Origin of the sequence: Haloglomus litoreum (assembly GCF_029338515.1) — an archaeon.
Lineage (GTDB): Archaea > Halobacteriota > Halobacteria > Halobacteriales > Haloarculaceae > Haloglomus > Haloglomus litoreum.
Genome location: NZ_CP119988.1, coordinates 297,234 through 311,337 on the forward strand (window position 1 = coordinate 297,234; position 14,104 = coordinate 311,337).

Below are 14,104 nucleotides of genomic sequence, written 5' to 3' on the forward strand. Positions count from 1 at the left end.
GCAGAGTGGCCGCGGCGCCGCCTACTTCACGGACGCGTCCCAGTCCTCGCCGCCGACGGCATGGTCGAGGGGTGCCCACGCGCCCGGCTCGGCCATCCGCTCGTCGACGCGGAGCTCGACGCCCCCGTCGCCGCCGTTCCGGACCTGGACGTGACGGTCGCAGAAGTGGCTCAGCGTCTCGACGGTCCGCTCGTCGGTGAGCGAGGCGTCGACCGCGAACACGCCGAGGTCGTCCGTCGCGATGATGCGACCCGTCAGCATGTGGACGAAGCGCGACACCTCCCGGAGCGAGGCGTGGGCCAGCAGCGACGACAGCGACAGCAGCCCGATGCGGACGTGGCTGGCCTCCGCGGCGATCTTCTCGTAGAGCAGCGAGAACTCCACCTCGATGCTGGTCAGGTCGCCCGGGTTCGAGATGGGCTCACCGTGGGTCGTGAACCGCTCCTCGTCCCGGTCGCCGGGGCCCGTGCAGTCGACGATGCCGAGCCGGGACCGGTCGACCGAGCGCGCGGGGCGGTCGAGCCGGTCGAGCAGGCCGCGCCCGTCGAGGTCGGCGGCGACCAGCAACAGCGACTCCTGACCCGACCCCGCGGCGAGGAGGTCGAGTGCGAGTTCGCGAGCGAGCACGCCGGAGGGACTGCTGACCAGCAGGTTCGTCCCCGGCGCGGCTGCTTCGAGGGGGATGCCGGGCTGGAACTCGTAGCGGAAGGCCTCGGAGCCCTGGGGCATCAGGTGTCACCCCCGGCAGCGGCGGCCTCGTGCTGGGCCAGTCGGCCGTACACCTCGAACCACTCGACCGCGGAGGCCGCGAGCAGTTCCAGGTACGACGCCTCCGCCTCGGAGAACGACCGCGGTTCGTCGTCGTAGACACAGAGCGTCCCGACGGGGAGCCCCTCGTCGGTCCGGAGCGGCGCCCCGGCGTAGAAGCGGATGCCGTACTCGGCCAGCGCCTCGTTGTCGGCGAATCGGGGGTCCGTCGCCGTGTCCTCGATGACCGTGACCCCCTCCTTCAGGATGGAGTACGTGCAGATGGACTGCTCACGGGGCATCGACGGCAGGTCGGGACCGGCGCAGGCGAGCACCTCCTGTGTCGACTCCCCGACGATGTTGACCGACGCGCGTTCGAGGTCGAAATGCCGGACCGCGAGGTCGGTGATGCGGTCCAGTGCCGCGGCGAGCGCCTCCGATTCGAGGTCGAGCCCCGTCAGCGTGGCGAGCCGGGCGGACTCGTCGTCGGGGAGTGGGTAGGCGGTCCCGGTGCGGCGCCGGACGGTCACCGCGACGAGTGCCGCCAGCCGGTCGGCCGCCGCGGGACTCTCCCGGTGGAGGTACTCGACGACGAGCGGCGTCTCGAGCCCCTCGGTCACCGTCGCCCGGTCGGCCGCGGTGAAGAGGATACACCCGATGTCTCGGGCCTGGTCGCGGACGTACCTGACGAGGTCGAGCCCGGTCCCGTCCGGGAGATCGAACTCGGTGACCAGGCAGTCGATGTCGGTCTCCTGTAACTGCTGTTTCCCTCCGGCGACCGAATCGCTCCCGATGACCGAGAGCTCCGGCTCCGCGGCCAGCCGGGCCCGTGGCCCGTCCGGCCCGTCGTCGGGGTCGACACAGAGGACGGTTGCCTCGCTCATGCCGGTTGACGGTGCGTACTCGCGTGGCCCCCGGCATAAACGCTCGGGGCCCTGCGGTGACGGCGCGAGGACGCCCGCGACGGGGACCCCTCACTGTCGACCGCTCAGCCCTCGTACAGCTCCCGGACCCTCTCGATGTTCCAGGCGAAGCTCCGGCCGTCCTCCGTCGGCGTCTCCAGCACGAACGGTACGTCCGCGACGGCGTCGTGGTTGACGAACGCGGCCATCCCGTCCTCGCCGATGTGGCCCTCGCAGATGTGGGCGTGCTCGTCCTTGTTGGTGCCGCACTCGTGTTTCGAGTCGTTGAGGTGGACGCAGGCGAGCCGCTCGGTGCCGACCGTCTCGTCGAACTCGGCGAACGTCTCCTCGACCCCCTCGGGTGTGGAGAGGTCGTAGCCGGCGGCGAACATGTGCGCCGTGTCCAGACACACCTCCAGGTCGTGACGGGACTCGTCGCAGACGTACGCGAGGTGTTCGAACTGCCCGCCGAGCTTCGTCCCGGACCCGGCGTCGGACTCGACGAGGATCGTCACCCCGTCGGGCACGTCGAGTTCGTCGAACGACGCGACGGCGTTCTCGAGGCCGCCCTCGACGCCGGCGCCGGTGTGGGCCCCGAGGTGGACGTTGACGTAGTCGATGTCGAGGCGGTCGGCCACGTCGAGTTCGGTCTGCATCGAGGCGACCGACTTCTCGTGGAGGTCCTCTTTCGGCGTGCAGAGATTGACCAGGTACGAGGAGTGGATGACCCACGGGCCGACCTCGTGTTCGGCGGCGAGGTCACGGAACGCCGCGGCGTCGTCGTCCTCGATGGACGGGTCGGCCCAGACCTGCGGCGAGTGCGAGAAGATCTGCCCGCAGTTGCCGTCGTACTCCAGTTGCTCCTCGACCGCGTTCTGGACACCACCGGCGATGGAGGTGTGTGCGCCGACTCTGAGCATGGCCGGGGGTGTGACTGCGGGCGGGTAGTGCCTTCCGGTCGCGGCGAGGCGGTGGCGGCCCCCTTCCGACGGGTGCGAATCACTCAGCCGGGGAATCGTATCGTTGCCCGCCCGGCGAGTCTCCCTGCAAGTTCAAATTGGAGGGCACAGCTATACCCCCTGGTGATGGCCACAGATTCGCTGTCCGTGTCCGTCGACCCTCATCCGGACAGTCCCGAAACGGGGCTATCGCTTTCGGCGGCAGCGCTTTCGAGTGACTGTTACCTCGAGGGTGAGACTCCCGAACGACAGACCACGCTGCTCCACGGGAGGTGTGTGCAGTGCGCGAAGGGTAGGCCCGGGTTCTGCTATGTCCATCCACGTAGTCCGGCACCGCGGGAGCTGCTGGCCCGCCTCCCGGAGCATCGGCTTGGGGATGTCGTCTCTCGATTTCAAACGGAGTCGCCAGCTCAAGCGGCTGGCTCTCTCGCTGGCCGGCGAGTCGGTATCGACCCCTTCGCAGGCGTTGCCCTCGATATCGATGGCGGCGAGTTGCTCCGACTAGATGCCACCAACAGCGGTGACCGTGGCCACGATAAGAAGTTAACACCCTCATCACCCAATGAGGCCCCATGACCGACTTCGCCTCGCTTGAGTCCCAAGACGTCCGGGAGTACTGGGCGCACGAGGAGCGCAGCGAGTCGCAACCGGTCGAGCCGCTGGGGGCTTTCAACACCGACCGCTACGGACCAGAAGCCGCTCGACACGAAACAAGGCCCGTCAGTCCGAGCCCTCCAGCGCAGTCGTGGCAGCAGGCTCAGCCGTCAGCGCGGCGAACGAGACGTAGCGATGGCCCTGCACGAACGCCACGGTCTGGTCGGAGTCACTCGCGGTCTTGTCGTTCGGAATCGGCCCCTCGAGCTCGACCCCGTCCGCCAGAAAGAGCACCTTCTCTGCCTCCCCGTATCGCTCGGAGTCCGCCGCACGCAACTCCGCGACGACCTCTTGCAGTCGAGTCTCCTGAGCAGCCGACAACGCATCGCACTCCGCGACCCCCTCGGCAGTCAACACGACGCGCTCGACCGAGCCCGTCACTCGCGGGACGACAGGCTTGATCTCACCGTCGGTGTAGAAGGCGAGATGCGCGACGGGTTTGAACGAGCGATGCGGCTGGCAGAAGTAGAGCCCGTACTGCTCGTACTCGGGCCACGCCTTCCGAGCCGCCACGACCAGCACCCGGTCGGACTGCCCACTCACTAGGTCTTCGTCGTAGAGGAAGCGACTGAGCTCACGCAACAGGAACGCTTCGCGCTCCGTGGGGACGGACAGGCTGGCCTCAGCGCTTCCCACGTCGCGGTCGAGCACCGCCTCGATGGTACCGACCACCGCATCGAAGTTCGCCCACACGACGCGGTCATCGTCGAGCGCCGCGACCGCCTCGGGCCGGTCGGGATCCGGGGTCAGCACGATCAGTCGACGGAGCTCCGCCGACCCCTCGTCGAGTACCTCTAGGTGGGCCGCCAACTGGTCCTGATCAACGGCCCCGCGACGCGTTTTCGTCTCGAACCAGAGCGCGGTCGAACTCGTGATGGCGGCATCAGGGACCGACGCGACGCCCGTCACCTGATTGTCAAACGAGACCAGCGAGATGTCGGATTCGTCGATCAGTGCCTCCAGGATATCCTCCGCGAGCTGGTTGTTGATGTGTTGGAGGACAGCCATCAGCGTCGAGGTGACCCGGTTCTCGCCCTGGGTGTACGTCGAGAACAGTGGATTCGGCATGAGTGGGGTACAGAGAGACGGAGTAAAACACTCCGGGGGCAATGCTTTGCTCCTCTTGAAACGCTCAGAATACGAACTTATCCGATAAATAGAACATGGTTCTCCGCCCGCCAGTATGTTGATTCCGAAGGTTAGCGGAATTCCGAACCGAATCTTAGCATATTCTCTTGGAGATATCCAGAACTTCCCCTTCCAGCGACGGATAGTCATAATACTCGCTTTCGTCGCTTTCCTGCAGAGACTCGATGTACCGCTCTTTCAGATGGTTCAGAATCCGCCACATCTTCATCACGACTTCGTCGCGTTGCTCCTCAGCAACGGTAACGTAGATATCCTCCATCGCTCTGTTCCCACTGTTAGCCTTCGATGTACTTGTCTTAGGATCGTACTCTGAGAGGTGCTCCTCGGCATACGGCACGAGTTCGTGTGAAAGATTGTGCCTCCGTTTCTTGTCCTCTCCCTCTACATCGGGATAGTTGTCGAAGTAGCCAGCCACGCCAGGCAGGTTCGCGGCGATAATCAGGACGTCACCGTCATCCAGATATTCTACCATGACAGCTGCATTCCGTATCTGCAGCGTAGACTGCTGGACTTCGTAAGGGAAGGTGTAGATCTCATCGACTTCGTCTCGTTTCCGGAACGAAATGCTTCGTGTGGATCCCATTCTACTGTTCCTCCTCCCGAGCTCCGTTCAGATTGTTCTCGTACTGTTCTTGTTCCCTGGTGTCGGTATGGTCTATCATTCTAAGTCCTCTTTTCCCACGCCGTGTTCTTTGTCGACGATCACCGGGAGCGGTTCTCGTTCCTGAACTGTTTCAGTCCACAATTTCTGGTGCTCTTCGATGCCTTCCGCAGTGAGCTCAGAGCCATCGAGGAGGTGAATCTTCGACAGAGCTTCCGCATCGACTGTCGGGTCTTTCAGAGCTCGTTCGAACAGAAGGTAGACGTATTCGAACTCTTGCTCGAGTTCATCTTTCAGTGCCGCTTCTTCAGCTGCTCGCAATTCTTCGGTTCTGAGTCGTTCCTGAATCTCCCGTATTCGCTCCTCTTTGTGCTTCAGTGTTGCCAGCAGCAGATCGCCAGTAGGAACCGGCTCTGTCTCTATCTCGATATTGACGTTGGCCAGCTTGTTATTAGCGTAGAACGCCTGTGTGATTGCGTCTTCCAGACGCTCTGGGTGAGGGTCGCGATTCATCCACAGCCCAAGGATGAGGAGAGACAGTGCGTACTGGGACGATGACCGTATCCGATGTCGTTCGTCCTCGTCGTCGGGGTAGAAGGTTTGCTCAAGATCGTTCTCGGGCAGGAACTCCCAGAGCAGGCGGGCGTCAAACAGGCTGTTTCGGATTCGTTCTCTAATCCGTTGTCGGGTATTACGTTCAGCCCCGTCTGAGAGGTCTTTCTGTCCCGCGAGGTACGCCCGGTCGTCGGGTGTGAGTATCCCTCGCGGTCTTTCTTGTTGTGTTGTCATCGACCCACCTGGTGACAGGTGGCCGGGTTGTAAAAGGAAATCCCATTTATGTAATATCGTCACCGGAATCCGATGACGAACTGGTCGGCTGGGTTAGACTGACGTTCGCAGTAAGCACATAGAGTTCATTATTGGCCGTTCATAGCAACTGCTGAGAGTGATGCTCGATTAGTGGCCGACTCGCGGAATAGGGCCAGTCACGCCCACGTCGAACGGTCATCGATTTGGAGGGCCCCCAGAGCCACCTTTTTCGACTATCCCTGATGTGAGTCGGTATGAACCTCTGGCTGGTCCCCGTCGACGAGGAATCCTTCCAGCGCACGCTCGCCCAGCCGGTCGATCTCGCGGACTGGGACGAGCGCCCGGGCGACTTCCCCAAGCGGGCACGAGTATGGGGTGTCCGCACCGACCCGGCACAGGGCTCGTGGGAGCGCAACCGGCGCAACCTCGAACGGATGGACCGCGGCGACCCGTTACTCATCTACCGCAACTCGCAGAGCCGCTACACCGCCACGGGACGCGTGGGCCCGATGGCACACACCGAGTACATCCGCGACGAGTACTGGAACGGTGGGCCAGCCCTCGATGTCTATGCCATCGAGGACTACGACGAAATCGACGTGGCCCCAGACGTCGTCAACGACATTCTGGGCTACAAGGACTCGTTCTGGCCACAGGGGTTCTGGCGGGTGAGCGACGATCGACCCATCGACCGTGTCGTTCGCCGGTTCGATATCTGAAGGAGGCGATTGGAATCCCCCTGTCCCCAGAAGCGATAGCACTCGCCCGAGAGCGACCACCATGGCCACCTACCTAGGTGTTGACTGGGCCGGCAGCTGTTGGCTGGTCGTCGCGGCCGGTGACGAACCGACCGTCACCACCGAACCGTCGTTCCTCAACGTCTGGCACGAACACGGGCACGATGCAGCGTCGGTACTCGTCGATATCCCGATTGGCCTCCCAGAGAGGGGGACCCGAGCCTGCGATGAGGCGGCGATGGATGTCCTCGGCCCCCGACGCAGTACCGTGTTCGCCATCCCATCCAGGGAGGTCGTCGAGACGGACGACTACGACACTGCCCGGGAACTGAACGGGGACACACTCGCCAGCCAGAGCTGGTGGCTGTTCCCACGGATTCGGGAGGTCGATGTCTTCCTGCAGGAGAACGAGGATGCGACCGACCACGTCTATGAGAGTCATCCCGAGGTCTGCTTCGCGAAACTGGCCACGGAGCCGCTCCCGCCGAAGGACACGAACGACGGGCGGGACGAGCGGCTCGCACTCCTCGCGGATGCGCCAGCGCTCCACAAGCGTATCGACACAGTCCTGACCGAGCGCGAGGACGGAACCGAGTGGCACGACCGGATCTCGGTAGGCAAACGCGACGACCTCCTCGACGCGGCCGTCCTCGCCTACACAGCACAGCAACTTGAGCTGGGCTCTCGGGAGACAGACCAGACGTATCCACACCTCCCCGAGGACCCAGCAGAAGATGACGAGCTGGGGCTTCCGATGGAGATCATCTACCCCGAGATGAAGCGGTGATGATCGGACCGATTCGCCAGCCACAATGCATCCATTCTCCCTATGAACCGGAGCCGAACCGATGAGGGCTCCCCCTCGGAACGATCGGATTCACAGCTCCGTTTCGGGGATACATAGCATTTCGATGGCGAAATCGGACGATACAGGAAATTACCGACCGATCGATAGCGGACCGGGTAACGCGCGGAAACGCCATTCTGTCCGGAGAGCGCCGTATTCGGCAGTTCTGCTGATTCGGTAAGCATGCTGCTCACATTCGAGAATAACAGCTCCCGTTAGCGCCCGTCTCAGCTGTCAGATCGGCCCGGAGAGCGATTACAGCACCTTCCGACGGGGAATCACGGGGGGGTCCACAGGTCCGACAGACTCCACAACAAACGCCGTGAAACCGCCTGTGAATATCTCATGACGTGATCCGGAATAGACACTGATCGACCCGATTGAATTCCTCCGGAAGAACCGCTCTCGATAGAGATTCTATCCTCCTGTTCTACTCACCGCTGGGGAGTCCTGTCGCGGCTGCCACACAGATTCGCCATCGAGAGGCAGTGTATCGTCTATATTCGGGAGAACGACCAGTCAGTATTCAGAGATTGCAGCGGCACACCGGCCAGTGGCAGACGGGCAATTCATACCTCACAGACCGCCTCTTTGCCACTCATGGGGGATACCGAATCGAATAGCTCGCTCAGATTCAATCTCTCGATTCTGCGAATTTCGCCATGCAGAACCGAGTGTACGCCGGTTTAGGGGATAGCTGGTGCTACACCTGCAGTTCCGATACGTCGGCTACATCAGCGGACTGCCTGCAAACGGAGTGTAACGACCCATTATCGGCGATTCTCGAAGGTAGTCGACTGCGAAAGATGCTCGTGATAGCCTGCCTCTGTAACCCCGTTCTGGAGCCGCAGATTCACACGTCTTTTCACACGGCTATGTTGTGGGACATCGACTCGCTGTGCAATTGAAACGGTGGTGTGCAGCCGAGAACTGGAGTCGCGTCGGGACTGTCTCCAGCACGACCTCCCCGCTGAAATTTAAGTACGAAAACGGGACCAAACGGCGGTGTGACCGACGACTACATCCGCCGGACGGCGATCACGCGGCTGGCCGTCGAGGAGCAACAGCACCAGCTCCTCGAACGGACGGTCACGGCGTGGAAGCGCGGATGTCAGGTCGCGGTCGAGAAGGGCTGGCCACGCTGTTCCAGCAAGCGTGCCCTCCAGTCACGCGCCTACGATACCATCAGGGACGAAACCGGGCTCGGAAGCCAACACGCAATCCTCGCCACCCACCAGGCGGCCGAGGCGATCAGCGCCTGTGAGACGCGAGCGGAGAACGGCCGCACCGTGTCGAAGCCGGAGTTCTCCGCGCCGACGGTCCGGTACGACTCGCGGACGATGACGCTGTTCGACGATGGCACCGTTTCCCTTGCAACGGTCGAGAGTCGCGTCCGGTGTGACCTCGTCCTGCCCGATGACCAAGACGGCTATCAGTACCAGTACCTCGATGCCGACGAGTGGGAGGTGACCGAAAGCACGCTCACAATCCGGGATGGGGAGTGGTATCTGCACCTCGGGTTCCGTCGGTCTCCCCCGGCGACCGAACAGGCGGCTGCCGAGAACGGAACGGTTCTCGGGGTCGACCTGGGTATCGAGCACCTCGCCGTGACGAGTACGGGGCGGTTCTTCGCCGGTCGTGAACTGGAGCACCGACGGGCGGAAGTCACGAAGCGGCACCGACGCTTGCAGGAGACCGGCACGCGGAGCGCCCACCGAACCCTGACGCGGATGCGACGGCGGGATCGGCGCCGCACGAAGCACGACTTGCACCGCGTCGCGAACGGCATCGTCGAGGAAGCCCGTGACCACTCCTGTACGGTGATTGCGTTCGAGGACCTGACGGGGATTACCGACCGCCTCCCCGGTGCGGAGATGTTACATCGGTGGGCGTTCGACCAACTGGTCACCTACGTCGAGTACAAGGCCGAATCGCACGGCATTCGCGTGTGTACCGTCGACCCACGGAACACGAGTCGCCGGTGTTCGCGGACTGACTGTGACCACGTCGCTGCCGCCAACCGCCCCCAGCGCGACCGGTTCCACTGTCAGGCCTGTGGCTACGAGGTCCACGCTGATTACAACGCTGCGAAGAACATCGGCCTCCGAGCAGTCCGGTGTGGCCACACGTCGTCACACCGGACGGGCGCCAGTCAATGTGCCCTGAAATCCGGGACCATCAGCCCCGAGGAGGGGTTCCACCCCGATTCCGATGAGCGGGCTGAGACGCCGGTCCACGGATAAGTCCTCTTCAGGACAGTTGATCAAGGTTCGTGGGGACCCACCCTTTCCGGAGCGCAATCCAACGTATCCTGAGGCGTGGCAAGTCCAAAGTGGCGTTCCCTGCCGTGGAGTACGACCACCATCAGCTACATAGGCTGGTCAGTCGTCGTGTCAGCGATGTCGTGGTGGGGAGTTCCAGATGACTGACGACCAACGGACGCTGGATTCGTCGTTCGAGAGTGCGAACAGCAACGACGATTCGACCGAGACTGCCTCGAGTGGTGCTGCCGAAGGCGACCGCGTCACGGATCGAAACCGGGTGCTGGTCAAGCTGACGCGGGAGGCAGCGAAGACCGACGCCGAGTTGCTGGAGAAACGGACGACCAGCAGCGGCTCGTTCAGTTATCCGTCTGTGGCTGCAGCAGAGGCAGCCCTCATCACGAACGAGGAGGTGAAACTCCAATCCGCCGCCGCGAACGAGGACAGGTACGACTACTACGTGGTCCGAACACGGCCACCCGAACCTGCCCCCGCCGAACGGGGGGCGCCAGCGGATGGGTGGTCCGTCCAAGCGCGCGGCAACGAAGTGGGAGCACTCGCGCAGGCACTGATTGCTGGGGTCGGCCGGCGACCCACACCGATCGTCCACTACACCTGTCGGGACCTCGGTGTGGAGAACGAAGCCCTGCAGTTCCGAAAAGGCACCTCGCTGGACCAGTTCACACCCATCGAGACGCCGAGCAATCACTCGTGGGTCCCGGATGCGGTCTTCGCGGTCTACGACCGGACCGAGTGGAACAGCATCGAGTCGGAACGACGAGACACAGGCCAGGCAGGCGCGGACGAACACCGGCTGTCGCCGGACGAACTCTCCCACGAGCGCGAAGAGCGGGCACTTCGGCGAGTCTACCCCATCGAGGTCAAACACGATAACGCGAGTTTCGGGCGGAGTCAACGCCAAGCGATGAACGCCCTGACTGCGCTCGATGACGAGCGCGTGGTCCCCCTACTGATCCGGGTGACGCTCGACGACCTTCCCCAGCACTACGATGTTCGAATTCGGCCCGGGCCATTCGGAGACAGCCAGTAAGCTGTCTACAGCTATCCCGGCGGGAGTGAGCGACAGACCACGCCCTGCTGGACCAGTACTCCTGGCAGTCAAGTCGAGAGCGGAGCGAGTCAGGGTTGCTGTGGCTGGATTGCACTCCGTGCGTGCTTGGCGATCGTCCCAGCATCGCTATCCTGCACCTCGAAGCGGTCAGCCGCCGCGCGGTATGCCTGAGCGGCGGCCGATTCGGGGGCGTGTGCGAGGAGTGGTATGTCCTGTTCGATTGCCCCGGGCACGACTCCACTCTCGGGAATCGTGCCGAGAACCGGAGCGTCGAGGTGCCGCTCGGCACGCTCGACGAGTTCGTCATCAACCGAGCCTTCGATCTTGTTGAACAGCACGCCCGCGACGTCCGTCCCGTAGGCGGTGGCGTACTCGCCGACCTTCAGCCCGTCCGACAGCGCCGGGATGGTCGGTTCGAGGACGACGACCGTGCGGTCCGCGAGGACCACGGGCAGGACGGCGCTCTTCGAGCCCAGCGTGGCCGGCGAGTCCAGCAGGAGGATGTCCGTGTCCCGCGCGAGCGCGGCGACGGCCTCGCGCAGCCGCTCCGGGTCGGCCGCCTCGAACGCCGCCAGCGACGTGCCGCAGGGGACGACCCGCATCCCGAACCGGTCGTAGGTCGCGGCGTCCACGGGCGCGTCGCCCAGCAACACGTTGTGGAGCGTCGTGTCGGCGTCCCCGAGCCCCGCGTGGAACAGCAGGTTCGCCATCCCCGTGTCGGCGTCGACGACCGTCACGTCGTGCTCCTCGGCCAGCGCCATCCCCAGCGCGAGCGTGGTGGTGGTCTTGCCAGTTCCACCCTTCCCACTCGCGACAGCCACCGCCTCGACCATTACGCCCGATTCCAGCGGTCCCGTTGATAAAATTTTGGCGCGAGGGGGCGTCCGCCCCACGTCTGACATGTGTCCCCGTACCAACAATTAAGTCCCTGGGATAAGTGCGGTAGTGCAAACGCTTATTACGCGTCCGTCCTGTCGGGTTCTTTTAATTAATTTCAATACAATCAGCGATAAGTTTAGGATGCGATGAACTCAGAAGATGCGGAGAAGACGGTCGCAACGTACCTCAAGGAGCACCCGCGGATGTCCGGCGTCCTGTTCACCATGCTGCTGCTGCTGAGTCAGGCCGGGAGTGCAGTCGCAGGAGTCGGGACTTCCGGAGCCGGGCCGTAATCAGAGGTCTTCAGGATCGAACGCGTCGCCCCAGACGAGCCCGTCGGGCGTGCGCACGGGCGGTGAACCGAGCTGGAAGAAATCGTGCACTTCTGCGGGCGAGAGTTCGAACGTGTCTATCCGTCCCGAGGAGATGTAGTAGGTGTTCTCCGCCTGGCTTACGAAGGGCATGAATTCGGTCCCGAGTCCGTGTGTCGGTGTCGGGTAGCCGCTCACGGTTAGCGAGATGCGCTCCTGGTCCAGTCGCCCGGCCTCGCATAGGACTGCCGTCCCGCTGGTACACTGGACGACCGAGAGACCGCCGTCCCCCACGACGATGTACTGCTGACCCGTTGGGTGGTGCTCCTGCGCAATCTTAAGCGCAGGGGCAAACGGGAATCCGTGTTCCAGTAGCCGTGCCATCGTCCGGCCGAGACCGACCGCCCCGGCGTTGGTCACGTCGCTGTGGCTCCCGACACCGACGATGGCACCGGCCTCGATGAGTCCGCGGGCCTGTCGGTAGGAGCGACAGGCGTTGAGGAAGAACGACTCCACACCGACCCCGTCGAGGTTCCTGCAGTCCAGTTTGCCGTCCTCGCAGACCAGGCCGTCCGGCTCGGCGTGGCCGATGTAGTGGAGGAAGTCGTGGTCGTCGTCGAGCAGGTCGGCCAGCTCGTCGGTCGACAGGTCGTGCCGGAGCTCGACCTCGAACGGGAGGATGTCACGCTGGCCGTAGACCGCCTCGACGTCGGTCTCCTCGTCCATCGCGGCGTCGTTGCAGACGACCGTGATGTCGATCTCACCATCGCCGGGTTCGCGGCCCAGCCGGTTGCGGTACGCCGTGAGGAGGGCCTCGCTCGCTCCGAACGGGATGCCCTCCCCGACCCACACCTGCTCGATGGCGTCGGCGGGCTCGGGGCTGACGAACGAGAGGTCGTCGGTGTCGCTGGCGGCGGCGACCCCCCCGCCGCTGCCGGACGAGGAACTCCGGGTGAACCCGCCCGCGCTCGGCCCCCGCGTGAACCCGTCGGCTGCCCGGACCGAGCCGTCGTCCGAGAGGAACGACGCGACCGCCTCGGCCTGTGCCGACTCCGCGTCACTGCCGGTCTCGCCGGCTGCGCGGTTCGGGGTCCGGACCAGCGCGAGGTCGTCCACGAGGAACGGGAGGGTCTCGATGGCGGTCCCGGCGGGGCGGGCGGTCGCGGCCACCTTCCACTGCGGGAGGTGCGGCTCGATGGTCCGGTACGGGACCGTCAGGTAGCGCCGCACCCGCTCGGCGTGGTCGGCGTGGTAGAGGTAGTCGAAGTCGAGGCCCAGCTCCCCCGTCAGGGTCTCGCGCTCGTGGAGCCGGCGTCCGTGGCCGTACGCCCCGTCGTAGCGGGTGAGACAGTCCATGAAGAAGAGCGTCTTCAGCGCCTCCTCGACCGTCCGCTCGAAGCCCGCGCCGGTCGCGTCCGAGAGCGGGTGGACGGCGCCGTCGGCGACGATGCGTGCCTCATCGGCGGGACGCACCTCGGCGCCGAGGTAGTAGGCCAGCGGTGCGGCCGTCAGGGCCGCCTCGGTCGTCTCCGGGAGTTCGAGCCGGACGTCGCTCGACAGCGGCTCGAGCCCGCACGTGTCGAGTTCGTCCCCGAGTTCGACCGCCGGCGGATGCCCGCGGAGGCTCGGGTAGGACCGCTCGGGCATGGTCGTACCCAGCGCGGAACCGAACGTGGAGACGGTCGCCAGCAGGTCGGCCGGGTCCGTGGTCGTCGTCACCGTGGCTGCCGGCTGGGTCCGTCGCGAGCGCGCACCGACGACGATGTCCGTCTCGTCGCCGAAGTCGATCCGTGTCTCGGTGAAGTCGGCCTGGAGGTCGACCGTCGAGTCGAGACGGATGTAGCACTTCACCGGTGTCAGCAGCTCCAGCGTGTACGGCCCGGGATCGAGCGTGGCCTCCTCCAGGTGCTCGACGCTCGCCACCAGCGCCCCGTCCGGGTCGCGGACGTAGACGTTGGTCGCCGTCGGGAGTCGGATGGCGGTGGTCCGCACCGCCACCGCCGCGTCCACCGGGTAGGCGAACCGGTCGACCGACGCCGGTGCCGGGTCGACCGGCGCCGGCGTGTCCAGCTGGTACTGGTGGTTGTCGACGGGGTCGAGCACCCGGAGCCCCGGCTCCTCGGTCGCGGCCTCGAACGAGACGCCGGGTGAGCCGTTACGTGTCATGGATGTGGG

General features: G+C 64.4%; 13 protein-coding genes. 5 read left to right on the plus strand and 8 right to left on the minus strand.

The window, feature by feature from the left end:
* Nucleotides 1–21: 21 nt before the first annotated feature.
* From P2T62_RS01420 to P2T62_RS01445, 6 genes are all read right to left on the minus strand, one after another.
* Nucleotides 22–729, minus strand: a complete 708-nt coding sequence (locus tag P2T62_RS01420) for a DUF7504 family protein (protein ID WP_276259706.1) — start codon at nucleotides 727–729, stop codon at nucleotides 22–24.
* The gene (locus P2T62_RS01425; RefSeq protein ID WP_276259707.1) at nucleotides 729–1,631 is read right to left on the minus strand and encodes a GAF domain-containing protein; all 903 of its coding nucleotides are present in this window, start codon (nucleotides 1,629–1,631) and stop codon (nucleotides 729–731) included. Before P2T62_RS01425 ends, P2T62_RS01420 begins: the two co-directional genes overlap by 1 nt.
* Nucleotides 1,632–1,735: 104 nt before the next feature.
* Nucleotides 1,736–2,569: a deoxyribonuclease IV gene (locus P2T62_RS01430; protein WP_276259708.1), complete on the minus strand. Its 834-nt coding sequence runs from the start codon at nucleotides 2,567–2,569 to the stop codon at nucleotides 1,736–1,738.
* 759 nt (nucleotides 2,570–3,328) lie between these two features.
* Nucleotides 3,329–4,330, minus strand: coding sequence for a hypothetical protein (locus P2T62_RS01435; protein ID WP_276259709.1), 1,002 nt, complete (start codon nucleotides 4,328–4,330; stop codon nucleotides 3,329–3,331).
* 154 nt (nucleotides 4,331–4,484) lie between these two features.
* On the minus strand, nucleotides 4,485–4,994 hold the full coding sequence (locus P2T62_RS01440) for a hypothetical protein (protein WP_276259710.1): 510 nt from the start codon (nucleotides 4,992–4,994) through the stop codon (nucleotides 4,485–4,487).
* A 75-nt stretch (nucleotides 4,995–5,069) separates the two neighbouring features.
* Nucleotides 5,070–5,801: a DUF8102 family protein gene (locus tag P2T62_RS01445; RefSeq protein ID WP_276259711.1), complete on the minus strand. Its 732-nt coding sequence runs from the start codon at nucleotides 5,799–5,801 to the stop codon at nucleotides 5,070–5,072.
* A 275-nt stretch (nucleotides 5,802–6,076) separates the two neighbouring features.
* Here P2T62_RS01445 and P2T62_RS01450 point away from each other — a divergent pair, with 275 nt between their 5' ends.
* The 4 genes from P2T62_RS01450 (at nucleotide 6,077) to P2T62_RS01465 (ending at nucleotide 10,718) form a co-directional block, all read left to right on the plus strand.
* Nucleotides 6,077–6,541, plus strand: a complete 465-nt coding sequence (locus P2T62_RS01450) for a hypothetical protein (protein ID WP_276259712.1) — start codon at nucleotides 6,077–6,079, stop codon at nucleotides 6,539–6,541.
* A 61-nt stretch (nucleotides 6,542–6,602) separates the two neighbouring features.
* Nucleotides 6,603–7,346, plus strand: coding sequence for a DUF429 domain-containing protein (locus P2T62_RS01455; protein ID WP_276259713.1), 744 nt, complete (start codon nucleotides 6,603–6,605; stop codon nucleotides 7,344–7,346).
* A gap of 1,067 nt (nucleotides 7,347–8,413) precedes the next feature.
* On the plus strand, nucleotides 8,414–9,649 hold the full coding sequence (locus tag P2T62_RS01460) for an RNA-guided endonuclease InsQ/TnpB family protein (protein WP_276259714.1): 1,236 nt from the start codon (nucleotides 8,414–8,416) through the stop codon (nucleotides 9,647–9,649).
* Between the two features lie 178 nt (nucleotides 9,650–9,827).
* Entirely contained in the window at nucleotides 9,828–10,718 is an 891-nt protein-coding gene (locus P2T62_RS01465) for a hypothetical protein (RefSeq protein WP_276259715.1), read from the plus strand.
* Nucleotides 10,719–10,807: 89 nt separating this feature from the next.
* Here the strand turns inward: P2T62_RS01465 and P2T62_RS01470 are convergent, their stop codons facing one another.
* A complete protein-coding gene (locus P2T62_RS01470; RefSeq protein ID WP_276259716.1) occupies nucleotides 10,808–11,572 on the minus strand; it encodes a nucleotide-binding protein in 765 nt (254 codons plus the stop codon).
* Nucleotides 11,573–11,764: 192 nt separating this feature from the next.
* On the opposite strand from P2T62_RS01470, the gene P2T62_RS01475 reads away from it, so the two are divergent.
* A complete protein-coding gene (locus P2T62_RS01475; protein ID WP_276259717.1) occupies nucleotides 11,765–11,911 on the plus strand; it encodes a DUF7503 family protein in 147 nt (48 codons plus the stop codon).
* Here P2T62_RS01475 and P2T62_RS01480 read toward each other — a convergent pair whose 3' ends face one another.
* Nucleotides 11,912–14,095 carry a hypothetical protein gene (locus P2T62_RS01480; protein ID WP_276259718.1) on the minus strand — a complete coding sequence of 728 codons (2,184 nt, stop codon included), beginning with the start codon at nucleotides 14,093–14,095 and terminating at the stop codon, nucleotides 11,912–11,914. It lies immediately after the preceding gene.
* Nucleotides 14,096–14,104: the final 9 nt, after the last annotated feature.